This window comes from Actinobacillus porcinus, assembly GCF_901764995.1.
GTDB classification, from domain to species: domain Bacteria; phylum Pseudomonadota; class Gammaproteobacteria; order Enterobacterales; family Pasteurellaceae; genus Exercitatus; species Exercitatus porcinus.
In genome coordinates this window covers 235,259-259,273 of the sequence record NZ_CABFKI010000001.1, presented here as the reverse complement: position 1 = coordinate 259,273, position 24,015 = coordinate 235,259, and the positions used below count along the sequence as shown (strand labels likewise).

Here is a 24,015-nt window from a genome sequence, read left to right as displayed (position 1 = left end):
ACAAAGATATATTGGGGCAAAATATTTTTGCCCCAACTACTGATAAATAACCTAGCACGAGCCGTGCTAGGTTCATTAATCCCAGCCCCGCCGGGACTGAAAAAAGAGCCGCAATGCGGCTCAGATTCAATAATCCTATACGGCTCGTATAGGGTGGTAATCAGGGGCAAATATTTTGTCCTTACACCATCCAATCTTTTCTATTTATTAATCGTCCGATAAGTCAAGAAATAATAACAACATACCGCACCTAGCGAACAAGCGCTCATGGTATAAAGCATTGGTGCCGCGCTATCCATTTTCATTAGTGCCACAAGGGATCCTACCGTTGCACCAAGGGCAAAGCGTACGCTACCTGCCACAGAATTGGCTGTACCTGCCATAGTCGGGAATTTTTCCAAAATCGATGCCATGGCGTTAGATGAAATCAACGAGTTTTGACCGACAAAAAACGCCACACCGATTGCCATGCTCCAAAAACCGAGATCCAAAAGTGCGGTTAAAATGAGCCAAATTGCAGAAATAAACTGAATAGATAAGCCAATTTGCATCATTCGTTCTGCGCCGATTTTACGCACAAAACGCCCATTCATTATGGAACCGAAGGTCATAATGCCGATGTTCAACATAAAGAAGAAACCGAAATTTTCAGGCGCAACGCCATAAAGCCCAATATACACAATAGAGCCTGAGGTAATAAAGGCAAACAAACCGCCAAAGCCTAAGCCCGATGAAAACATATAACCCAACACTTCTTTTTGTTTCCATAGGGTCGCGAAGTTACGAATGATCACGCTCAAACGTAAAGGAATTCGATGCTCTTTTTGATGAGTTTCAGGAATAATGAAGGACACTAGAGATAAGCTCAATAACCCCATAAAACCAATCACATAAAAAATCATATGCCAATGCCAGTATTTAATAATCTGTCCACCGATAATCGGCGCAAGCAACGGTGCCACCATAAAGACCAAGGTAATCATTGACATCATCCGCGACAGTTCATTTTTATCAAACAAATCTCGCAACAACGCCCCCACCAACACCACAGGGGCAGCCCCAAAGAAACCTTGTATAAAACGAAGTGCGGTGAAATTTTCAATAGAATTAATCTGCGTCAAAATTAACGCCACCGTTGCCCCCACGCTCACGCCGAGCAAAATAATAGGTTTTCGCCCAAAACTATCGCCAACCGGCCCCCAAAATAACTGCCCTGCCGCCATACCGTAGCTGAAAAAGGTCAAGGTGAATTGCACTTGCTCAGGGGTAATGCCTAAATCTTGCGCAATATATAAAAAGGACGGCAAATACATATCAATCCCTAAAGGTGGCAACATAGACAAAATACCCAGCGTTGCCACAAAGATCGCACTTGCTTTATATTCGGGTTTAATATTTACATCACTACTCATAGAAAACTCGCTATTTCTTCTTCCGTTAATGGGCGAAATTCGCCTTCTTCCAATTGTTCATCCAATACCACATTGCCCACGCGCCAACGGTGTAACGCCACCACTTTATTTCCCAACGCCGCAAACATCCGCTTCACTTGATGATAACGCCCTTCGCTAATGGTTAAATTCACGTTGTAATCATCTAAAATCTCTAATTTAGCCGGTTTGGTCGGCGCTTTTTCACCACGCAATAAAATCCCTTGTTCGCAAGCTGTTTGATAATGGCTTTCCACAGGATCTGCCAGCGTCACTAAATAGGTCTTTTCGCAATGATGTTTGGGTGAAGTGATACAGTGTGACCATTGGCCATCATCCGTTAATAACACTAAACCTGTGGTATCCGCATCTAAACGCCCAGCGGTATGGAGTCGGCCGGCTAAGGGGTAATCAAAGAAGTGATAAACCGTAGGATAATCGCCGTCATCGTGCGAGCAAACACAATTTTGTGGTTTATTCAGCATAAAATATTGATTGCCCACCACCCACTCAAGGCGTTCGCCATCAAAAATAATCTCATCCGCAGGCGAAACCTTTACCGCCCCTGATTTTTCAATTTCGCCATTAATTTCCACCGCACCTTGACGCAATACTTTCGCCGCTTGCGAACGCGTCAATCCTGTTTGTTCCGCTAAAAATTTATCTAAACGCATGTTACTCTTGCTTACTGTCTAATGAATGAGCGTTCATTTTACCCTATTTCAAGGGAAACATAAGTGCGGTCAGGAAAAAATTTATTTTGTGTCACATTTGTAAATTTTTTGTGAAAATTTGAACTAGATCAGAGATTTCAAGATTTTTAAGCGTATAATGGACGAATTCAACATGAAAAGCACATTCACAACAACTGCAACAGGAGATGCAACATTATGTCAGATTTACGTCAAGCCGCTTTAGATTTTCACGAATTTCCAAAACCGGGAAAAATTGAAGTCACCCCAACCAAATCACTCGCAACACAGCGCGACCTTGCGCTGGCTTACTCACCGGGCGTTGCCGAGCCTTGTTTAGAAATTCAAGCAGATCCTGCCAAAGCCTATCGTTATACAGCACGCGGCAACTTAGTAGCCGTCATTTCAAATGGTTCTGCAGTATTAGGGTTAGGCAATATCGGTGCCTTAGCTGGTAAGCCTGTGATGGAAGGAAAAGGGGTTTTATTTAAAAAATTCGCTGGCGTGGATGTTTTCGATATCGAAATCGATGAAAAAGATCCTGAAAAATTTGTTGAAATTGTGGCTGCCTTAGAACCCACTTTTGGCGGTATTAACTTAGAAGATATTAAAGCACCGGAATGTTTCTACATCGAACAAAAATTACGTGAACGTATGAACATTCCTGTGTTCCACGATGATCAACACGGTACAGCCATTATCAGCTCAGCAGCCGTGTTAAACGGTTTACGCATTATTGGCAAAAAAATCGAAGACGTGAAATTAGTGGCTTCAGGCGCAGGTGCAGCCTCTATTGCTTGCTTAAATTTGTTAGTGTCATTGGGAATGAAACGTGAAAATATCACGGTTTGTGACTCTAAAGGTGTCATTTATGAAGGTCGTGATGACAAAATGGATGCGACAAAAAAATTGTATGCACAAAAAGACACGGGCGCACGTTCTTTAGCTGATGCCATTCCAAATGCGGATATTTTCTTAGGTTGTTCTGCAGCAGGTGCATTAACCCAAGAAATGGTGAAAACCATGGGGCCAAACCCATTAATTTTGGCATTGGCAAACCCAAATCCGGAAATTACGCCACCTGAAGCGAAAGCCGTACGCCCTGACGCCATTGTTTGTACAGGCCGTTCTGACTTCCCGAACCAAGTAAATAACGTACTTTGCTTCCCATTCATTTTCCGCGGTGCCTTAGACGTTGGCGCAACCAGCATTAACGAAGAAATGAAAATGGCGGCAGTGCGCGCTATTGCGGACTTGGCGCTTGAAGAACAAAATGAAGTGGTGACTTCCGCTTATGGTGGCAGCGAAGTGTCATTTGGTCCTGAATACATTATCCCAAAACCATTTGACCCACGTTTAATCGTCCGCATTGCACCAGCAGTTGCCAAAGCGGCAATGGATAGCGGTGTGGCTACACGTCCAATTACTGATTGGAATGCCTATATCGAAAAATTAACGCAATTCGTGTACAAAACCAGCTTGTTTATGAAACCGGTTTTCGATCAAGCTAAAGCAAACAAAAAACGCGTATTACTCACAGACGGCGAAGAATCTCGTGTATTGTATGCCGTGCAAGAAATCGTCACCCAAGGCATTGCCTTCCCTGTGTTAGTGGGACGTGTTGCAGTCATTGAAGAGCAAATCAAAAAATTAGGCTTAAAACTCAAAAACGGTAAAGATTTTGAAATTCTCAATACCGACAATGAAAAAATCTATGATGAATGTTGGTCGCTTTATCACGCCAAACAAAAACGCCACGGCGTGACGGAAGCCATGGCAAAACGCCGTATGTTAACTAACTCTATCGCTATCGGTTCAGCGTTGTTGGAATTGGGCTATGCTGACGCCATGGTGGGTGGTCTTGTAGGCACTTATGCGGCAAATCTTGCGGTCGTCAAAGAAATTATTGGCGTTCAAGATAATGTCAAAGTCCCTGCTGCGGTGAATGGTTTAGTGATGCAAAGCGGCAATCTCTTTATTACGGATACGTTCGTTAACCAAGATCCAACCGCTGAAGAATTAGCGGAAATTACGCTCATGGCGGCAGAAGAAGTGCGCCGTTTCGGGATTGAACCACAAGTGGCGTTAATTTCACACTCAAACTACGGCACATTAAACACCCCAAGTGCGGTCAAAATGCGCCAAGTTTTAGATCTCGTTCGCGCACAGGATCCAACGCTTTCTATTGATGGTGAAATGCACGCTAATACGGCGTTATTGCCAAAAGTACGCGAAGAATTAATGCCTGACAGCCCATTAAAAGGTGTTGCCAACTTATTGGTTATGCCAAATATGGAAACTGCACGCATTAGCTTAAACATTCTTCAAGGTACGGCTGAGCCGATTACCATTGGGCCAATCTTAATGGGAATGAACAAACCTGCACACATTATCACTTCTGCGTCTTCTGTCCGCCGTATTATCAATATGGTGGCGTTAGCCGCCGTGAAAGCGCAAGGTTAAGGCTAAAAGATATGATGTCGCAGTCGCATAAGACGGTCGTTGAGCCTGTCGAAACGTAAGTCTTGTGCAGTCGCTGAAATGTCTTATGGTTCGACAAGCTCACCAACCGCCATTTCAGCTTTGTATAAGTGTGACATAACATCAAATAAAAAAGGAAGTTGGTGAGCTTATCGCCAACTTCCTGATTCACTACTTATTCTTCAAATAATCCAACACCACATCCGCGTGTTCGCCCGTTTTGAACTTATCAAAAACTCGTTCAATGACACCGTTTTCATCCACTAAAAAGCTAATGCGATGAACGCCATCGTACACGCGTCCCATAAATTTCTTTTCACCCCATACACCAAATTGTTCAGCCACCTGATGATCTTCATCGGAAAGCAACGTGAAATTCAGCGCTTTTTTCTCTTCAAAATTGGCTAACTTTTTCGGTGCGTCAGGGCTAATACCAAGTACAACCGTATTTAATGCATCCAATTCTGCTTTAATGTCACGCAAACCGCATGCCTGCGTGGTACAACCTGGGGTCAACGCTTTAGGATAAAAGTAAACTAACACTTTTTTCCCGCTAAAATCCGCTAACGAAACTGTTTCGTTGTGTTGGTTTAATAATGAAAAGTGCGGTGCTTTTTCACCTTGTTTTAATGGATTGATCATAAAAATTTCCTATTTTTTGACTTAAATCGCAAAAAGCGAAAAAAAGACTTGCAAAGCGTTCATATTTTAGCAATCCTTAACGCTAATTCATATAATAAAAAGACACTAGGAGTTTTTTATGTCAGCAACACAACCTTTATTCTACGGAAGTATTACCGCAATGATTACACCGATGGATATCCACGGTGAAGTTGATTACGAAGAATTACGCAAATTAGTGGAATTTCACATTGCCGCAGGCACCAATGCTATTGTTGCCGTAGGAACCACCGGAGAATCTGCGACCTTAAGTATTGATGAAAATGTGAAGGTGATTTTAAAAACCGTAGAATTTGCCGCCGGCAGAATTCCTGTTATCGCCGGAACAGGTGCCAACGCCACCAGCGAAGCGATTACCATGACAAAACAATTGCAAGGCAGCGGCGTAGCAGGCTGTTTAAGCGTTGTGCCTTATTACAACAAACCGACCCAAGAAGGGATGTACCAACATTTCAAAGCAATTGCAGAATGTACGGATTTACCTCAAATCCTTTATAACGTACCGGGTCGTACAGGCTCAGATATGAAACCTGAAACCGTAGGTCGTTTGGCGAAAATCAAAAATATTGTGGGTATCAAAGAAGCAACAGGCGATGTAAGTCGCGTTAAAGCCATTAAAGAATTAGCCGGTGAAGACTTTATTTTCTTAAGCGGTGACGATGCAACAGGTTTAGAAAGCATGAAATTAGGCGGTCAAGGCGTGATTTCCGTGACAAACAACCTTGCTGCCGCAGATATGGCAAAAATGTGTAAATTTGCACTAGAAGGCAACTTTGCGGAAGCGGACAAAATTAATGAACGCTTAAATGCCTTACACCACGATTTATTCGTTGAAGCCAACCCAATTCCGGTGAAATGGGCGGCTTATCGCTTAGGCTTAATTAAAGCACCGGTATTGCGTTTACCATTAACCACATTAAGCGAAAGCGCACAACCTAAAGTCGAAGCAGCATTAAAAGTAGCCGGTTTAATTTAAGTTTATTTAATCTATGAGAAGTCCACGTCCATGCGTGGACTTTGTTGTATTTATCACGTAAACTTTGCTATCAATTTATTGTCTGACAATATACAAAAATTTAGTTCAAAGGGATAAATTATGAAAAAATTGGCCATTGCCATTACCGTATTAGCAACATTAACTGCTTGTTCAAGTCCAGAAAGCCGCCGTTTAGCCAATGACAGCTACGCCAAACACGCCGCGGACACCACCGAATTCACCACGTTAGACACGGCGGGTTTAACCATTATTGGCGCGGATAACACTTACCAATTACCCACCAAAGACATCAAAAAAGGCGAAGCCTTAGACATTCGCCCACCATCAGCCCCGATGGCAATCATCACCAATTCCATTGCCCAATTTGATGGTGAGCGTGCATCTATAGTGTATCCAAGCACTCGCCAAGATGTTTACAACATTCAGCAAGTTCAACGTTTGTTAACGGAAAAAAATATTGCCTTTACCGCCAATGGCAACCAAATTCAAACAGAATGGACAAACACGGAACGTAACGATGACGGCGCAAATACTCAAATTCGCTACATTATCGAAGAAGTTCATGCCAGAGACGCCAACGCATTAGTTGTCGCCGTCACAGACATGAAACGTGATGATATTGTGACCATCCCAAGCACCAAAGCAAAAGAGCTTTATGCTTCAGATTTACTTAACCGTTTAGTTGGTGAGCTCAATACCGCTTACCGCACACAACAACAAGAAACGGCATTACCTGAAACCACAGGCCCAATCCAAGGGGCAATAGTCAATGACGCCAACGGTCATCTCGCCTTAGGATTATCCTCTAATTTCAACCAATCTTGGGCAAAATTAGCTGACGCATTACCGCAACTCGGCTTTGAAATTAAAGAAGAAACCGTAGGTCGAGGTTATCGCCTATTAAAATATAAAGCCATTGACGCTACAGAATGGGCACGCTTCGGTACAAACCAACCTGAATTGGAAAATGGGGAATACAGCATGCAATTAAGCGCATACGGCAACCAAAGTGCAGTGGTTATTTCAAACGAAGACAAAGAAGCCCTTTCAGGCGAACAAGCTCAGGCGGTTTATCAAGCCTTGCTTAATTTAATGACAAAATAGACCTCACTAGAAACAAAACCCACAATACTCAATATTGTGGGCTTTGTTATTCAAAACGTTCTTCAGAATAAGGCAAGGTTTATATTCTAAACTTCTTACAAAGGGAGCTCAGTTGTATTTTTTACTGTTTTTAATATGATTTCTGATTTTAAATTTTTAATTCCCAATTCTTTGGTTAAATATTTATTTTTACAAGCATAAAATTCATCTAAATCGGCCACTTGTAATTTTAATATAAAGTCATAATCTCCAGCCATTAAATGGCATTCTGTGACTTGGGGAATGAGCTTCATTTCAAAAATAAAATGTTCTCTCATTGTGATATTTTCGTCCATAAATGAACCTAAAATATAAACGGTAAAATTACAATTGAGCTTCTTCGGGTTCAGAAGTGCGGTGTATTTTTGAATGATTCCAGAGTCTTCTAATAATTTTACTCGCCTTAAACAAGCAGAATTAGACAAACCAACCTCATTAGCTAATTCATTATTTTGTAATTTCCCATTTCGTTGTAATGCTCTTAGAATTCTGGTATCAATGTTGTCTAAAATTTTATTAACCATAATAAGATTCTCTTATCCGTGAGCAATTTTTAATCAATTATAATAAGTAAAGTCAGGCACTTGTAAAGTCTATATGTTCAAAAATGTGATCTTATGCAGACTTTTATTGTCTTTTTTGGTCATTGGGTAGGGATACTTGTTAGCATCCCTACAGGTTGTATTGGCTATTTTTAGGTGTAAATTTGTACTTGGATAATCAGTAATGTCGCGCCGATAAGAAGCAAGGCACCAATCATTGGCATAACAAATTTAACCCATTTATCAAACGGTATATGTAGCATTTGTAAGGTTACTAAGACTAATCCTGTCGGTGCTAGGAATAACATGGCATATTGGCCCCAGTTATAAGCAGAAACAACCATATGTCTTGGAATACCTACAGCATCAGCAAGCGGCGCCATAATCGGCATGGAGAGTACAGCTAGACCTGAAGATGACGGTACAAATAAACCTAATATAATGAAAATACCTAATTGCGCTAAGATAAACGCAGTGATTGGCATTCCTGCAACAATATCAGACATGTAGGCTAAAATTGTGTCTGAAATCATACCTTCATCAAGCACAAGGTTGACACCACGTGCTAAACCAATAATTAAGGAAACCCCAACTAATTCAGATGCTCCATGTGTAAAGGCATCGATAATTTCTTGTTCTTTGAGTTTTGAAATGAACATGATAAGAATGGTTAGGGTTAAGAAGGACGCTGCCATTTCAGGGAACCACCAGCCCCCCGCCATTACCCCCCAAATCATAATTGGGAATGCAATACAGAATATAGCGAGAATAATTTTACGGCGAACATTAAATTCTAATTCTGTATTTGGGTCATAGTTTTTCATATAACGGTTATAAAATTCTTCCCGAATTTCATAGGTATAGGAAAAACTAGCATCCGCTTTGATCTTGTTGCAGTACCAATACATATAGCAGATAACACAGGCAGAACCAAGAATTAAACCGATAGTACGGAACATAATGCCTTCGGTGAACTGGATACCTGCGGCATTGGAGGCGATTACCACAGAGAATGGGTTAACCGTTGAGAATGCAGTTCCCATTGAAGAGGCAAGGAAAATGGCACCAACACAAACGATGGCATCATACCCTAAGGCTAAAAATACCGGCACAAGTATTGGATAAAACGCCACGGCTTCTTCTTCAATTCCGCACGTCGTACCGCCTATTGCCATCAGTACGCACACACTAAATACAATGAAAAATTCATTCCCTTTCGTTCGTTTAGCAAGTGCGGTCAATCCTGCGTTAAATGATCCTGTTCGATTGATAACCCCAATCATCCCGCCCAGTACGAAGATAAATACCATGACATCTGCCGCTTCAATCGTCCCTTCAACCATGCTAATGGCAATATCTTGGACATTTTTCGGATTTTGTTCTACTCGTTGATAAGACCCGGGAACCGCAATAGGTTTACGAATAGTTCCCTCGGTAAAGTTATTGAGATCGATTTTGATGTTTAAGCTATCAAGGGATTCTTTGGTTGCGGGTAATATTTTATCGGGTTGTTGATAGGTTTTGACGACAAAATGATTATTTGCCGCGTTGTAAATTAACTTGGAATAAGAGCCGGCCGGAATAATCCAAGTGAGAGCTACAGCAATAATTAAAATAATAAATAAAATGGAAAATGCTGTAGGAAATCGGAATAGTTTTTTCTCGCTCATAAGAAACTCCTTTGCCATCTTGGCGAATAGGCGTATCTCTGAAAACAAGATACGCCCTATTTAATTATTCATAATATTCAATATCGGATACCTTCGTTGTAATTCTTGTACCGGCTTTTCCTTCTACGATTTCAACAATATCTGAAAGCGAGCCAATAACGGCGTCTTTACCGGATTGTTTGACGAAGTTTACGGCAGCTTGTACTTTTGGCCCCATTGAACCTGCAGCAAATCCCATTTGGCTAATAGCCTCTGGCGAAGCTTTGGCTATCGCTTTTTGCGTTGGTTTTCCCCAATCAACATAGGTTGCAGCAACATCTGTGGCAATAATAAAAAGATCAGCGTCAAGATTTTCTGCCAAAAGTGCAGAACAGAGATCTTTATCAATCACCGCTTCTACGCCCTGCAAATTACCTTGTTCGTCATAATAAGTCGGAATACCGCCACCACCTGCACAAATAACGATACTACCTTTTTCAAGTAACCATTTGACTGGACGAATTTCAAAAATTCGTTTAGGTAATGGACTTGGTACAACTCGGCGGTATTTGTCACCATCTTGTGCAATAGTCCAATCTTTTTCTTTTGCCAATCTTTCTGCTTCTTCTTTACTATAAACAGGACCAATTGGTTTTGTTGGTTTCTGGAATGCTGGATCTTTTGGATCGACTTCGACTTGAGAAAGTAGAGTTGCAAATGGCACTTCAAATGGAACAAGATTGCCCAATTCTTGTTGGATCATATAGCCAATCATCCCCACTGATTCTGCGCCTAATACATCTAAAGGATAAGTTGAAACTTCTTTATAAGCAGCCCCTTGCAATGCAAGCAACCCGACTTGTGGGCCATTTCCATGTGTAATGACTAATTCATTACTCGGGTAAATTTTGGCAATTTGCTCACAGGCAATGCGGACATTTTGACGTTGGTTCTCTGCCGATAGTGGTTCACCACGGCGAAGTAACGCATTTCCCCCTAATGCAATAACGATTCTCATATTTCCCCCTAGGCTAAACTTGCAACCATCACGGCTTTAATGGTATGCATACGATTTTCTGCTTGTTCAAAGGCAACATTCATTGGTGACTCGAACACATCTTCGGTGACTTCAATCCCGTTTTTCAAAGCAGGATATTTTTCAGCGATTTGTTTGCCCACTTTAGTTTCACTGTTATGGAACGCAGGCAAGCAGTGCATGAATTTCACTTTTGGATTACCTGTGCGTTTCATTAATTCAGGTGTGACTTGATAAGGCATTAATAAATCAATACGTTCACCCCATGTTTCTAACGGTTCCCCCATAGAAACCCACACATCTGTATGAACGAAATCAACGCCTTTGACTGCGGTATCAATGTCTTCGGTCACGGTAATCCGAGCGCCACTTTCATCCGCAAATTTTTGACACATAGCCACTAATTCCGCATCAGGTAATAACGCTTTCGGCGCGCAAATACGTACATCCATACCGAGTTTGGCTCCAATCAATAATAAGGAATTACCCATATTGTTGCGTGCATCGCCAATATAGACATAACTGATTTGTGTTAATGGTTTTTCGCAATTTTCAATCATGGTTAATACATCAGCGAGCATTTGTGTTGGATGGAATTCATCGGTTAAGCCATTGAAAACAGGAACTCCCGCGTATTCCGCTAATTCATTCACCACAGATTGTTTGAAACCACGATATTCAATGGCGTCATACATACGACCTAACACACGAGCTGTATCTTTCATGCTTTCTTTATGCCCAATTTGAGATGACGTTGGGTCGATATAAGTAACATGAGCGCCTTGATCATAAGCAGCAACTTCAAAGGCACAACGGGTGCGGGTGGATGTTTTTTCAAAAATGAGCGCAATATTTTTACCTTTTAAGGTTTGTACTTCATTGCCGGCATATTTGGCACGTTTGAGATCACGAGATAAATCAAGTAGATAGTTGATTTCACGTTGAGAATGATTAACTAGACTTAATAAATGTCTATTTTTGATATTGAAAGCCATAATAATTTCTCCTTTATTTTGTTATTGGTGCGACTTAATAACGCTGTATTAAGTTGTCAATATCATAAAAGAGTGGCAATAGAATTTGGTTGCGTATTTCAGGAATGTATAAAAAAGTTTCGAATAAAATTCGAATAAATGGGAAAAAATGAATAATTAATTCAAGGATGACGATAAAACATTTTGTTTATAAAGAATATCTCTTCATCTTCTTAAAATTTAAGATAAAAATCCTTCGTCAATGTTTTAAATTCAGCGGTATATTGATTTTGTTCATCATAAATGACCAATTCGGAATGTTCACATTTTTGAGCATTCCGTTGAAAGGTTAATAGCACACGTTGTGGTCGTTTGCCCATTTTTGTCACCACATCACAACGCTTAACGCAATAAAGTGCGGTAGATTTTATCAATGTTTCGCCTTCGTCAGTGGGTAAAACAAAGTGAATTTGCCCATTTTCGGCTAAACATTTTTCAGCAAGATTCAACCAATCTACATGGCTTTGTAACGTAGTATAACGTGCGGCATTACGTTGTTCCGTTCGGCAATTTACACCTGATTCAAAATAAGGTGGATTTGCTACAATTACGTCAAAACGCCATGAATTTTCACCGCACTTTGTCGCAAAATCAGCGATATCCTGTTGCACAATTTGAATACGCGTTGCCCAAGGGGAATTAGCAGCATTTTCTTGTGCTTGGGCTGCGGTTTCGGGGTCAATTTCTACACCAACAATTTGCGTGCTGTGATGACTACGTTGTGTCAACATTAAGGCAATCAACCCGGTTCCCGTACCAAGATCTAAGATGTGTTGAGCTTGTTTGATATCTGCCCACGCGCCCAATAAGATCCCGTCAGTGCCCACTTTCATTGCACAGCGATGATGATTGATGTGAAATTGTTTAAAGGTAAAGCCTTGAGATTTCGCCATAATATTTTTGTTAAACGTACAAATAAAAAACCGCACTTTGCGTGATATAGACAAAGTGCGGCTTCATTTTATCTTGTTTTAGGGATTAGTAAACACCTTGCGCTAACATCGCATCTGCCACTTTCACGAAGCCTGCAATGTTTGCACCAACCACGTAGTTGATGTTTTCTTGACCTTCCACTTGACCGTATTTTTTACAGTTGGCGTGAATGTTCAACATAATATCGTGAAGTTTTTGATCCACCACTTCTGCTGTCCAGTATTCACGTTGTGAACCTTGTGCCATTTCAAGACCTGAAGTCGCTACACCGCCTGCATTCGCGGCTTTGCCTGGTCCGAATAACACATTGGCGGCCAAGAATGCATCCGTTGCTTCAATGGTGGTTGGCATATTCGCGCCCTCTGCCACTAATTGAACACCGTTAGCGATCAAGGTTTTCGCGGCGTCTAAATCTAATTCATTTTGTGTTGCACAAGGTAAGGCGATATCCACTTTCACGCCCCAAGGTTTTTGACCTTCTACATATTGCAAACCAAACTGCTCAGCGTAATCTTTCACGCGACCACGTTTTACATTTTTGATTTCTAATAACGCCGCTAATTTTTCAGGGGTAAAGCCCGCTTCGTCATACACATAACCTGAGCTGTCTGAACAAGTCACCACTTTTGCACCGAGTTGTAACGCTTTTTCAATAGCATATTGAGCCACGTTGCCTGAACCGGACACAGAAACGGTTTTACCGGCTAAGGTTTGACCTTTTTCTGCCAACATCGCTTGGGTGAAATACACTAAACCATAACCTGTTGCTTCAGGGCGAATTAAGCTACCACCAAAGGACAATCCACGTCCTGTAAATACACAAGCCGCTTGGTTAGAGAGTTTTTTCATATAGCCCGCTAAATAACCTACTTCACGACCGCCAACACCAATATCACCGGCCGGAACGTCTGTATCCGGGCCTACATGACGATAAAGTTCCGCCATTAACGCTTGGCAGAAGCGCATCACTTCACCGTCAGATTTACCTTTAGGATCGAAGTCAGAACCGCCTTTACCGCCGCCCATAGGCAATGTAGTTAAGGAATTTTTAAAGATTTGCTCAAATCCTAAGAATTTTAAGATCGAAAGGTTGACTGAAGGGTGGAAACGCATACCGCCTTTGTAAGGGCCAATCGCGCTATTAAATTGTACGCGGAACGCGCGGTTAACCTGTGTTTGACCTTTATCATCTGTCCAAGCCACACGGAATTGGATAGCGCGTTCCGGTTCCACTAAACGCTCTAATAAAGCTTGCGAGCGATATTGTGGATTTTTTTCTAAGAACGGCCAAATGGAAGTGAAAACTTCACGCACCGCTTGTAAAAACTCAGGTTGGTTACCATCACGTTGTGCAACTAAAGCTAAGAATTCTTCTAAAGATGAGACTTGAGACATAATGTGTTCCTTCTATGTTAATGTTTACAAATTGTTATTATTAAGTTCCACTACAATATGCAACAAAACATCAATAAAACACAAGTGTTTTTAGCGAATATTTTATAAAATAACAGATTGATTAAATTATTTTCATTTATCTGTTTGTTTTGATAAAAAAAATCAAATTGACCGCTATTTTTAATTGGGCAAATTGAATAATTTATAGTGATATAAAAAAAAGGGGAAATATTCATTCCCCCTTAAGTTGCCCTATTTTCTCACGGCTAAAGTGCGGTGGTTTGTTCGACCGTTTCATCCGCTTCTTTAATCGCCATCGCAGATTTCAGCATTTCATCACGAACCTGTTTCGCGGTAACCAGATCGCCAATTTGTTCAAACACATAAGCTGCCATCGTTGCATCATATTGTTTCATCTCTGATTTATTGGCTAACACTTTCTTAAATGCATCACTGGCTTTGACAAAATCGCCCTGGCGAACATGTAAATACCCCAAAGCGCGGTTGATACAACATTCCGCTTCTTCTGCAGATGAGTTTGCACGTTTCTCAAGTAACTTAATTAATTTCGTGCTATCCATCGGTTGTAGGCGCGTGATTTGCGCGTACAATGCCCCGCTTAACGCTTTGTTGCCTTCTACTTTTTTGAAGGTTTCTAGGGTTAGTTCATAGGCATTTTCATGGTCATTACAATCAATTAAACGCTGAATTAAGCCAATACGGACATAGTTATCATTACGGCGTTTTCGGGATTGTTCATGCCACCACGCTAATAATCCATCCGCCCCTTCTTCATTCATTTTCTCATCTAACAAGCCGTCTTCCATCTCCTGCACCAGCGCGGTGTATTCCGCATCCGGATACAATCCTTCCACTTGTTCGATAATATTATCGAGTGCGGCAAAGGCTTTCGATTTTTTATAAATCTCCACCGCCAATTTCAAGACTTCCGCGTTTTTCGGTGCAAGTTCTAATAAACTATCCACAGAACTTCGCGCAGCCGGCAATTTATTTTGTTGCAATAAAATACGTGTACGTGCTAATTCCACTAACAAATTATCCGAACCGGCTAACTCGGTGGCTTCCATTAAATATTTATTGGCGGCAAATTCATCGCCACGTTGCTGAGCGGCTTCAGCGGCTTTAATAAAATTCAAAATCGGCTCATCAGAATGTTTGGCATTTTTCCCAATCAATTTTTCCGCTTTGGAATAATCCCCTTCGTTCATGCGCATTAGCCCTTCAAGGGTTTGTTTTTGCGCTTTTAAACGTTTACGGCGACTAAACCAACTGTACGTATTATTGCTTAAACGCAAGAAACGCGTCACCAACCACTCAATACCATAAACAATGGCCATACCAATGACAAACAGCACTACCAAACTAACAATCGACAGTTCGTAGTTATTGGCTTGAGTTTGAATTAAAACATAACCTTGCTTACCTACAAGATAAGGACCTGCAATCAAGCCCGCAAGCAGTATAAGCATTAAAAATAAAGCTCTAAACATGTTGCCGTCCTTATTGTTGCTCTGTGTTCGTCTCTACTGAATTCGGCGCATCAGTATTAGGTGTTTCCGCTTTAGATGCATCAGAGCCATCCGCCGCCTTTTCTTCCGCTTTTATTTCTTTTTCCGCCACAGCATTGGCTTCCGTTAACCCTTTATCTGCGGAAATCTCCACCTTTTGAACTTCAGATACAGGCTTGTTCAAGATTTTATCCAATACCGTTAAACCGGATAGCTGAGTGGGCACATCAATATAAATAGATTGTTCCGCTAACTCATCAACCGTTTTTAAGAAATTGACTGCCACTTCGGTATTGGTATCAAAATAGCTACGAACCCAAGCAGCTACGGTTTCAAGAGATTGCTTATACAATTCATTTTGTTGACGCGGCACCGCCATAATGGCAATTTGTAAGCGCAAACGAATATTTTCACGCAAGTAAATATCTTGATTTGGCGCAAGCAATGCTTGGGAAGCATTATCGGTGCGTGGCGTAATGCGGATAAAATGGTTCATAAAGGATGTCGCGGTTTTCTCTAAATTTGCTTTCCAATCGGATACATTATCAGAAACTTTATCGCTTTCCTGTTCCGTTTGTTCGCCAAAATTCACATTTAATGCCACCAGTTCATCAACACTATTCGCTAATTGCGATAAATTCTGCATTAAGGCATTTTGGTCAACGCGATTTAAAGATAACAATTGCTTCAAATCATTATTAATGGCTGCACGAACGGTTTTCGCCGCCGGATCAGAAACTTTCGTTAACACTTCATCTGAAATTTTTAACAATGAAATTGCCGTTTCAACGTCATTATCCAACACTAATTTACGTAACGCATTGGTTAATAAAAAATCTGCTTCTGACAATAACCAATCATTGGGTTGTGCCGCGGCACCTTGCCCCATTTTCGCGATTTCAGTTTGTAACGCGTTTAAGTTTTTTTCTTTATCTAACAAGGTAACTTCAAGCGCAGAAAGCTTTTTGTCCGTCTCATCTAAACGAGAAACCAAGGTTGAAATCTGCTGAGTATCTTGTTCCACTGCCATAGGTGAAGTTGATGTGGGTGCAATTGACGTTGCCACAGGCAAATTGCCTATTTTGCCTTCCAACTCAGTGAATTTCCGGTTGATTTTAGCCACTTCTTGTTGACCAAAATAATAGCCTGCTCCGCCCACACCTAAAGCGACCAATAAGGCCAAAAATGCGAATCCCGATCCGCCTTTCTTCACTACAACAGTTTCGGTTTTTACGGTTTCCGTTTTTACCGATTCCGCTTTCACCGCTTCTGTTGGCGTATCCACTGATTTTTCAATTTTTTCATCACTCACAACAGCTTCTACTGCGTCAGTTTGAATATCCTTTTTCTTGCTCATTATCTTGTCCTTTTTAAGGTCTAGTTTGAACCAATGTCTGCACTAAGCTTGCATTATCCGCCCGCGGTGAAATTACAATTTGCTCTAATTTCCAACCGCACTTTATCGCCAAATTCGCAATTCGGCGACTCACCGTGACAAGCCGGCAACTTTTTAACCAATCATGTTCTTCTCTTGGTACAAAGTCAATGAGTGCTTTCAATATTTCAGCACTCGTTACTACCATTGTCGAAACACCTGCCCGTTTACATAAATCAGTTTGTTCAACGCGCGCATATTCGATAGGAACACGTTGATAACATTCGATAATTTCCACATTTGCACCACGTAGAACCGCCTGCTCAGGAAATAACTCACGGCCACCATTACCACGTAAAATTAAGACCGTTTTACCATTCAATTGTTGCAATTCAGGTAAATTTAATAAACCTTCGCTATTTTCCTGACCAAAAGGATAAATCACCGCTTGCTCTGCTTTGCCGGCAAAATACTCAGCACTACTTTGTCCTACAGCAAAATATTGTACATCATTTCGCCAATGAAAACCGATACTTTTCAAGGTTTCCGCGGAAAATTTCACCGCATTTTTAGATACCGCAAAAATAACATCCCCCGCTTTGAGTTGATTGACTTTATTCGGGAGTTCGTTTAATTCGCGTCCTGCCACAATATTGAATAAAGGCAAATGAATCGCTGCAATCCCTGCTTTATTCAAGGTATCCACTAATTCACTACCCTGTGCATCAGGGCGGGTCACTAACACTGCCATAGGCTATCCGTGATATATTTCAGCTAAGATCTTATCGGCACCCTGCGCTAATAACTGCTCGGCAATTTGCACACCTAAAACTTCCGCATTTTCCACCGCACTTTCCCCTTCCGCGCGGATAATCTGCGAACCGTCTAACGCGCCGACTAAGGCACGTAAAAACAATTTATCCCCGTTTAACTCGGCAAAACCACCAATCGGCACTTGGCATCCGCCTTGCAAGCGATGATTCATCGCGCGTTCTGCCAAGACACAAGCGGTAGTTTCTGTATCCGCAAGTGGGGCTAAAAGCTGTTGGACACGCGTATCATTTAAGCGGCACTCAATCCCCACCGCGCCTTGACCCGCTGCGGGTAATGACACATCGGTTTCAATAAAAGAAGCGATACGCTCCGGCAAACCTAAACGAATTAAACCGGCTGAGGCTAAAATAATCGCATCATAGTCGCCGTTATCTAATTTGCTTAAACGCGTTCCCACATTGCCACGTAAAGATTGAATCATTAAATCAGGGCGTAACGCCTTCAATTGACATTGACGGCGTAAACTTGAAGTTCCCACCGTTGCCCCAGACGGCAATTCATCCAAACAAGAAAATTTATTGGAAACAAAAGCATCGCGTGGATCTTCGCGTTTACAAATCACACTTAATCCCAACCCTGCCGGAAATTGCATCGGCACATCTTTCATCGAATGTACCGCGATATCCGCTTCGCCATTTAACAATGCGGTTTCTAATTCCTTCACGAATAAGCCTTTTCCACCGATTTTAGCCAATGGCGTATCTAAAATCACATCGCCTTTTGTCACCAGAGTAACCAGTTCAATGCGCAATTCAGGATAAAGGGCTTGTAAACGTGCTTTAACGAAATTAGCTTGCCATAATGCTAAGGGGCTTTGACGTGTGGCGATTTTGAGAACATTTTGCATAAACAATTGATATAGCTATTGATAGATTTAACTATCCTATCACAAATTTAACGAAAACTGCCAAAAATAAACCGCACTTTCATTGACTTTGGTCAATTGCTTTCCTGATTTCAAAATGATAGATTACCCACGAAATTTAAATGAATGACCTAAATAGGTAATCCATTGAAGTACGATATTGAATTTGCGCGAAAACAAGTGTCTGATCTCGAACACTACCGCACAGTGCGAGCGTTATCGGGAACAACAAAAGAATTTCAGCATGTGTTCCAGCTGATTTCATTGTTACTACACTGCAACCATCCCCATTTGCCAGGGTTCATCGAAGATGCCCCCTATGGCATTGCTGACTTCAAATTAAACGATTACCAACAGAATTATCTTCAACAAATCGATAGCAATCGCTCGATTCCAGATTACCTTCCCCATTCTGAACAGCCGTTTTTGTCAATTAATGGCGTGTATATTATGGGAAGTATTGCGTCCATTGCTCAAACAACATCATCTGACTTGGATATTTGGGTTTGTCATCGTGAAGATCTGAATACAGACGAACTCGCAAAATTGCAACAAAAAACCACCGCACTTCAAGCTTGGGCAAAACAACAAGAAATCGAACTCAACTTGTTCTTAATGGATGAAATGCGTTTTCGTGATTTCCGTTATTCAGAATCCATGACGGCGGAAAACAGTGGTTCAGCGCAATATATGTTATTGCTCGATGAGTTTTATCGTTCTGCCATTCGTTTAGCCGGTAAACCATTGCTATGGTTACATTTATTGGTAGAAAACGAAAAAAACTACGAAAGCGAAGTGGAAGAACTGATTAGAAATAAAGAAATCAATCCGCAAGACTGGGTTGATTTTGGCGGTCTAGGCAAATTCTCTGCCAATGAATATTTTGGTGCCAGTTTATGGCAACTTTACAAAGGGATTGATGCTCCTTATAAATCCATTATTAAAATTCTGCTCTTAGAAGCTTATTCTTGGGAATACCCGAATACGCGTCTGATTTCTTCTGATTTTAAATTTCATCTATTGATGGATCACACCGAAGATCATCATTTCGATCCTTATTTAGAAATGTTGGATCGGGTAACCGCCTATCTAAACTACCGCAAAGAATTTAAGCGACTTGACTTTGTAAGACGTTGCTTTTATGTCAAAGCAACGGAAGATTTATGGTATTCCCGAGGTTCCAATTGGCGTTTTGATTTATTGAAAGACTTAACACGGCAATGGGGTTGGGATCAAAATAAAATCGATGATTTGAATTTACGTCCATTCTGGAAAATTCGCCGCGTGACGCAATCTTATAATGAAATTGTGAAAACCTTGATGCTGAGTTATCGCAATCTCATTAATTTTGCCCGTAAAAATAATGTTGATGCCATGATCATGCCACAGGATGTGGGCATCTTAACCCGCAAGATCTATACGGTGTTTGAAGAATTACCGGGCAAAGTGATGCTGATTAACCCACAACTCTCGGTAAACTTGGCGGAAGCGCATATTACCTTTATTGAAATTCCCAAAAACACAAAAGTACATAAAGCCGGTTGGTATTTAGTTAATCAATCGCCTGACATCTCAGGGTTTGCCCAAGCACGACATGTGGAATACAACGCGCATTTACATAAATTAATCGCTTGGGCTTATTTCAATGGATTGCTCACGCCGGATACCGCCGTGCATATTTATAGCGAACATATTGGGTTGTCTGTGCTAAAAGAATTTATTGCGGATTTAGCCAATACTTTCCCTGTGCAAGTCCCTGCGCCGACCAGCGAAGAATTACATCATTCCTGTGAAATTCGTCAATTAATGGTAGCGGTTAATTTGGTCGCAGACCCCACGGTGGATTTGTCATCAACGCGCATGGAAATACAGCAAAGCGATTTATTTAGCTATGGTATCAATGAGCAAAGTTTAGTGGGCAGTATTGATTTAATTTACCGCAATGTTTGGAACGAAATCCGCACCTTGCATTTTGAAGGGGCAAATGCCATTTTGCTCGCGCTCAAAGTCTTGTCCAATAAAATCCATCGTGGTGCGCCAACGCCTGAAACCGTGCATATTTTTAGCTATAGTGAAAAATATCGTCATGCATTAGGTCATGCGGTTTCATCCTTAGTTAATAAATGTATTAACATTCAAGTGGGGTCAGAGACAGCACCTAAAGTCCATAATTTACTGCGTGTTGCGGGGAAAAACTGGAAATTTTTCTTTGAAGAACGCGGTATTAGCTTACAAGAAATGCCGCAAGCTATCCCGTCAACAGAATTGGAGTTGGATAATGAGCTACACCAAAAAGTCGCCTCAAATGAACCGCACTTTAATCGCGCCCATAAAAAACCGATTAAAGCCAATAAACTCCTTTATCCCCCGGAATTGGATGCTTTTGCCACAGAAGGTTTTTTACAATTTTTCTTTGAAGACAGCGATCACGGCTTCTTCAACGTTTATATTTTAGATGAACAAAATCGCATTGAAGTTTATCGCCATTGCGATGGTTCTCAAGAGCAAAAAATCCGTGAAATTAATCAGATTTATGCCGATGCGGGCAAAGATGGCGAAAATCCCTATGGTATCGTTCAGCGGAATTTTAACTATCCACAGTTTTATCGCTTAAAACAATATGCGGATCATACAAAAATTATCCCGTTCCAGCATTTAACTTAACTAGGGGTAACTTAAATACCCCTGCCTAACTATTGAAAATCATCACTGCTACTCTATAATTAGCAAAAATAACCGCCAAAGGTAACGTAATTATGACCGAAAAGAAAAAAGTATTGCTTATCGATGATCACCCACTAATGCGCCGTGGGATCAAACAATTAGTGGAATTAGACACCAACTTTGAGGTGATCGGTGATGTAGGAAATGGCAATGACGGTATTACCTTAGCGTTAAAAGAAGAGCCTGATCTGATTATTCTTGATCTCAATATGAAAGGCTTATCAGGTTTGGATACCTTAAAAGCCTTACGGGCAGAAGGCGTTGACGCACGCATTGTGATCTTAACCGTATCTGATGCGAAAAATGATATTTTTGCACTCATTGATGCCGGTGCAGACGGCTATTTATTAAAAGATACCGAACCTGAAGTCTTGCTTTCTCAACTCAAACTCATTGCCAACGGAGAAGTGGTTTTAAGCGAAAGCATCAAAAATCTATTGCTTGAACGCCATTCTGCACAGAGCCCATTAGATTCTTTAACCGATCGCGAAATGGGTGTATTACAATTAATTGCCACCGGTTTATCCAATAAACAAATTGCCGGGAAATTGTTCATTTCTGAAGAAACCGTCAAAGTCCATATCCGCAATTTATTGCGCAAACTTAACGTCCATTCTCGCGTAGCGGCAACGGTATTATATTTGGAACAAAAAGGTTAGGGTCTATTTATCTTTCCATAAAAGCACGCCGGCTCGCGTGCTTTTTTGTTGCGTCATATCTATGATAAAATAACGGCGATTTTATTTATTGCTGAGCCATCTCAATGAAATTATTAACGCGCTTTTTTACTTTCTTTATTTTATTAACCACATTAAATATAACCTTTGCTGCTGAAATGGATTCAGCTGAGAGTGCGTCTTTAAAAGAAAAGGTAATGAAAAAAGCCAATACGGTGGTACAAAAACTAGATGGCATGGCAGAGAAAACCACGGATGCCGTGGAAAGTGCGGTCAATAATGTGATTCATTCTGTCGATGACAACCAACAGGATCCGAAACCTGAAGCCAAAGTGAATGTCAAAATTCAAGGGATTCAACAAGCTCAGTTGCAAAATAATGTGAATCTTTATTTGGCGTCCATGGATAAAACAGAGTTTGACGGTTCTGAATATCATCAACATATTTTAGCCGAAACTATTCACAAAGCCCTTCGCGTTTTTGGCTATTACAACAGTCAGATTAATTTTGAATTACAACAAACGAATCCCAAACCTACATTGGTTGTCACGGTGAATATAGGTGAACCTGTCAAAATCGAAGGCACGAATATTGAAATCACCGGTGAAGCCGTTGACGATCCTGCCTTTCAGCAACTCAAAAAATATATTCCTGAAAAAGGAGATATTCTTCAGCATGAGGCTTATGAAAACTATAAAACATCATTAGAAAAACTCGCCCAACAGCGCGGTTATTTTGATGCGGATTTTCCTGTTCACCAGTTACAAGTTATGCCATCCACTCACCAAGGTTGGTGGAATCTGGTATTTAATAGTGGCGAACGCTATCGCTATGGCACGATTTCCTTTAAAAATTCACAAATTCGTGAAGACTATTTACAAAATATTTTGAAAATCAAATCAGGGGAACATTACCTGATTAACGATATTTCAACCATGACAAGTGACTATTCTTCTTCTAACTGGTTTCAGTCGGTTTTAGTCAAACCTAACTTAAACGAAAAAACCAAATCTGTTGATTTGGATGTCTTAATGTACCCGAAAAAGAAAAATAGCATGGAATTGGGGATTGGTTATGCCACCGATTCGGGCATACATGGTCAAATCGGCTGGACTCGTCCTTGGATTAACAGCCGTGGGCATAGCGTGCGCTCAAATCTCTATCTTTCGTCACCGAAACAAACCTTTGAAGCCACCTATAAAATGCCATTATTGAAGAACCCACTCAATTATTATTACGAATACGCTCTCGGTTTTGAAAAAGAAAATGATAGCCAAACCGATACCCAATCCACAGCAGCAACCGCGGCTGCATTGCGTTATTGGAATAACCCAACAGGGTGGCAATATTCTCTCGGTATTCGAGCGCGTTTAGATAAATTTACCCAAGCCAATTTTAGCGAAAATACTTGGTTGCTTTATCCAACGACAACGATCAGCCGTTCGCGAATAAGTGGTGGTTCATTTCCCGATCGCGCAGATATTCTCAGTCTTACGGTAGATCTTGGGCGTAAACTTTGGACATCCGATGCGGATTTTTACCGCATACGTGCAACGGCAGGTTGGATCAAACGTTTTACACACAATCACCGTATCTTAACGCGCGGTGAAATCGGCTATTTACACACAAAGGAATTTAATAAAATGCCGCCAACTTTACGCTTCTTTGCCGGCGGTGATCGCAGTGTGCGCGGTTATGGTTACAAAAAAATCTCCCCTAAGGATGGACAAGGGCAATTACTCGGTGCTTCACGTTTAGCCACCGCCACATTAGAATACCAATATCAGGCTATGGACGATTGGTGGCTCGCGACTTTTTTTGATGCAGGTATGGCGGCAAATCAGTTTAAAAAAGAAGAATTACGCTATGGGGCAGGAACCGGATTACGCTGGGCATCACCCATTGGTGCCATAAAATTTGATATTGCCACCCCTGTACGCGACAAAGATGATAGCAAAAACATTCAATTTTACATTGGCTTAGGCACTGAACTTTAGG

General features: G+C 41.2%; 19 protein-coding genes. 6 read left to right on the top strand and 13 right to left on the bottom strand.

Translation table 11 applies throughout. From position 1 onward, the window contains the following. Nucleotides 1–200: 200 nt before the first annotated feature. A complete protein-coding gene (locus E7T07_RS01170; RefSeq protein WP_135709100.1) occupies nucleotides 201–1,412 on the bottom strand; it encodes a Bcr/CflA family multidrug efflux MFS transporter in 1,212 nt (403 codons plus the stop codon). Further along, nucleotides 1,409–2,104, bottom strand: coding sequence for a 16S rRNA pseudouridine(516) synthase RsuA (gene rsuA / locus E7T07_RS01165; RefSeq protein ID WP_135709099.1), 696 nt, complete (start codon nucleotides 2,102–2,104; stop codon nucleotides 1,409–1,411). The genes E7T07_RS01170 and rsuA overlap by 4 nt, the downstream gene beginning before the upstream one ends. Nucleotides 2,105–2,317: 213 nt before the next feature. Between rsuA and E7T07_RS01160 the strand changes: the two genes are divergently transcribed. Next, nucleotides 2,318–4,585 carry an NADP-dependent malic enzyme gene (locus tag E7T07_RS01160; protein WP_135709098.1) on the top strand — a complete coding sequence of 756 codons (2,268 nt, stop codon included), beginning with the start codon at nucleotides 2,318–2,320 and terminating at the stop codon, nucleotides 4,583–4,585. Between the two features lie 189 nt (nucleotides 4,586–4,774). Here E7T07_RS01160 and bcp read toward each other — a convergent pair whose 3' ends face one another. Next, nucleotides 4,775–5,242 (bottom strand): thioredoxin-dependent thiol peroxidase, encoded by a 468-nt coding sequence (bcp, locus tag E7T07_RS01155; RefSeq protein WP_135709153.1) that lies wholly within the window; start codon nucleotides 5,240–5,242, stop codon nucleotides 4,775–4,777. Between the two features lie 121 nt (nucleotides 5,243–5,363). Between bcp and dapA the strand changes: the two genes are divergently transcribed. After that, entirely contained in the window at nucleotides 5,364–6,260 is an 897-nt protein-coding gene (gene dapA / locus E7T07_RS01150; RefSeq protein ID WP_135709097.1) for a 4-hydroxy-tetrahydrodipicolinate synthase, read from the top strand. A 120-nt stretch (nucleotides 6,261–6,380) separates the two neighbouring features. After that, nucleotides 6,381–7,385, top strand: coding sequence for an NlpB/DapX family lipoprotein (gene bamC / locus E7T07_RS01145; RefSeq protein WP_135709096.1), 1,005 nt, complete (start codon nucleotides 6,381–6,383; stop codon nucleotides 7,383–7,385). Nucleotides 7,386–7,480: 95 nt separating this feature from the next. Here bamC and E7T07_RS01140 read toward each other — a convergent pair whose 3' ends face one another. The 10 genes from E7T07_RS01140 to hemC form a co-directional block, all read right to left on the bottom strand. Further along, nucleotides 7,481–7,948 carry an Lrp/AsnC family transcriptional regulator gene (locus E7T07_RS01140; protein ID WP_135709095.1) on the bottom strand — a complete coding sequence of 156 codons (468 nt, stop codon included), beginning with the start codon at nucleotides 7,946–7,948 and terminating at the stop codon, nucleotides 7,481–7,483. A 170-nt stretch (nucleotides 7,949–8,118) separates the two neighbouring features. Beyond that, nucleotides 8,119–9,636, bottom strand: a complete 1,518-nt coding sequence (locus tag E7T07_RS01135; RefSeq protein WP_135709094.1) for a YfcC family protein — start codon at nucleotides 9,634–9,636, stop codon at nucleotides 8,119–8,121. Nucleotides 9,637–9,700: 64 nt separating this feature from the next. Next, nucleotides 9,701–10,633: a carbamate kinase gene (gene arcC / locus E7T07_RS01130; RefSeq protein ID WP_135709093.1), complete on the bottom strand. Its 933-nt coding sequence runs from the start codon at nucleotides 10,631–10,633 to the stop codon at nucleotides 9,701–9,703. Nucleotides 10,634–10,641: 8 nt separating this feature from the next. Further along, complete coding sequence (locus E7T07_RS01125) at nucleotides 10,642–11,646, bottom strand: ornithine carbamoyltransferase (RefSeq protein WP_135709092.1); 1,005 nt, start codon at nucleotides 11,644–11,646, stop codon at nucleotides 10,642–10,644. A 212-nt stretch (nucleotides 11,647–11,858) separates the two neighbouring features. After that, the gene (locus tag E7T07_RS01120) at nucleotides 11,859–12,578 is read right to left on the bottom strand and encodes a tRNA1(Val) (adenine(37)-N6)-methyltransferase (protein ID WP_135709091.1); all 720 of its coding nucleotides are present in this window, start codon (nucleotides 12,576–12,578) and stop codon (nucleotides 11,859–11,861) included. 85 nt (nucleotides 12,579–12,663) lie between these two features. After that, entirely contained in the window at nucleotides 12,664–14,013 is a 1,350-nt protein-coding gene (gene gdhA / locus E7T07_RS01115; RefSeq protein WP_135709090.1) for an NADP-specific glutamate dehydrogenase, read from the bottom strand. A gap of 266 nt (nucleotides 14,014–14,279) precedes the next feature. Next, nucleotides 14,280–15,524, bottom strand: a complete 1,245-nt coding sequence (locus tag E7T07_RS01110; protein ID WP_135709089.1) for a heme biosynthesis protein HemY — start codon at nucleotides 15,522–15,524, stop codon at nucleotides 14,280–14,282. Between the two features lie 10 nt (nucleotides 15,525–15,534). Next, nucleotides 15,535–16,899, bottom strand: coding sequence for a uroporphyrinogen-III C-methyltransferase (locus E7T07_RS01105; protein ID WP_135709088.1), 1,365 nt, complete (start codon nucleotides 16,897–16,899; stop codon nucleotides 15,535–15,537). A 13-nt stretch (nucleotides 16,900–16,912) separates the two neighbouring features. After that, complete coding sequence (locus E7T07_RS01100; RefSeq protein ID WP_135709087.1) at nucleotides 16,913–17,668, bottom strand: uroporphyrinogen-III synthase; 756 nt, start codon at nucleotides 17,666–17,668, stop codon at nucleotides 16,913–16,915. A 3-nt stretch (nucleotides 17,669–17,671) separates the two neighbouring features. Next, complete coding sequence (gene hemC / locus E7T07_RS01095) at nucleotides 17,672–18,598, bottom strand: hydroxymethylbilane synthase (RefSeq protein ID WP_135709086.1); 927 nt, start codon at nucleotides 18,596–18,598, stop codon at nucleotides 17,672–17,674. A gap of 165 nt (nucleotides 18,599–18,763) precedes the next feature. On the opposite strand from hemC, the gene E7T07_RS01090 reads away from it, so the two are divergent. The 3 genes from E7T07_RS01090 (at nucleotide 18,764) to tamA (ending at nucleotide 24,014) form a co-directional block, all read left to right on the top strand. Next, nucleotides 18,764–21,280, top strand: coding sequence for a class I adenylate cyclase (locus E7T07_RS01090; protein ID WP_135709085.1), 2,517 nt, complete (start codon nucleotides 18,764–18,766; stop codon nucleotides 21,278–21,280). A 92-nt stretch (nucleotides 21,281–21,372) separates the two neighbouring features. Next, entirely contained in the window at nucleotides 21,373–21,999 is a 627-nt protein-coding gene (locus tag E7T07_RS01085) for a response regulator (protein WP_135709084.1), read from the top strand. Between the two features lie 104 nt (nucleotides 22,000–22,103). Continuing rightward, nucleotides 22,104–24,014, top strand: coding sequence for an autotransporter assembly complex protein TamA (gene tamA / locus E7T07_RS01080; protein WP_246046059.1), 1,911 nt, complete (start codon nucleotides 22,104–22,106; stop codon nucleotides 24,012–24,014). Nucleotide 24,015: the final 1 nt, after the last annotated feature.

Excerpts from the sequence above, each read along its gene's own strand:
- hemC (WP_135709086.1), bottom strand. The coding sequence starts at position 18,598 with ATGCAAAATGTTCTCAAAATCGCCACACGTCAAAGCCCCTTAGCATTA.
- E7T07_RS01135 (WP_135709094.1), bottom strand. The coding sequence starts at position 9,636 with ATGAGCGAGAAAAAACTATTCCGATTTCCTACAGCATTTTCCATTTTA.
- E7T07_RS01085 (WP_135709084.1), top strand. The coding sequence starts at position 21,373 with ATGACCGAAAAGAAAAAAGTATTGCTTATCGATGATCACCCACTAATG.
- E7T07_RS01100 (WP_135709087.1), bottom strand. The coding sequence starts at position 17,668 with ATGGCAGTGTTAGTGACCCGCCCTGATGCACAGGGTAGTGAATTAGTG.
- rsuA (WP_135709099.1), bottom strand. The coding sequence starts at position 2,104 with ATGCGTTTAGATAAATTTTTAGCGGAACAAACAGGATTGACGCGTTCG.
- E7T07_RS01105 (WP_135709088.1), bottom strand. The coding sequence starts at position 16,899 with ATGAGCAAGAAAAAGGATATTCAAACTGACGCAGTAGAAGCTGTTGTG.
- tamA (WP_246046059.1), top strand. The coding sequence starts at position 22,104 with ATGAAATTATTAACGCGCTTTTTTACTTTCTTTATTTTATTAACCACA.
- E7T07_RS01120 (WP_135709091.1), bottom strand. The coding sequence starts at position 12,578 with ATGGCGAAATCTCAAGGCTTTACCTTTAAACAATTTCACATCAATCAT.
- bamC (WP_135709096.1), top strand. The coding sequence starts at position 6,381 with ATGAAAAAATTGGCCATTGCCATTACCGTATTAGCAACATTAACTGCT.
- E7T07_RS01140 (WP_135709095.1), bottom strand. The coding sequence starts at position 7,948 with ATGGTTAATAAAATTTTAGACAACATTGATACCAGAATTCTAAGAGCA.
- dapA (WP_135709097.1), top strand. The coding sequence starts at position 5,364 with ATGTCAGCAACACAACCTTTATTCTACGGAAGTATTACCGCAATGATT.
- E7T07_RS01125 (WP_135709092.1), bottom strand. The coding sequence starts at position 11,646 with ATGGCTTTCAATATCAAAAATAGACATTTATTAAGTCTAGTTAATCAT.
- arcC (WP_135709093.1), bottom strand. The coding sequence starts at position 10,633 with ATGAGAATCGTTATTGCATTAGGGGGAAATGCGTTACTTCGCCGTGGT.
- E7T07_RS01170 (WP_135709100.1), bottom strand. The coding sequence starts at position 1,412 with ATGAGTAGTGATGTAAATATTAAACCCGAATATAAAGCAAGTGCGATC.
- gdhA (WP_135709090.1), bottom strand. The coding sequence starts at position 14,013 with ATGTCTCAAGTCTCATCTTTAGAAGAATTCTTAGCTTTAGTTGCACAA.
- E7T07_RS01110 (WP_135709089.1), bottom strand. The coding sequence starts at position 15,524 with ATGTTTAGAGCTTTATTTTTAATGCTTATACTGCTTGCGGGCTTGATT.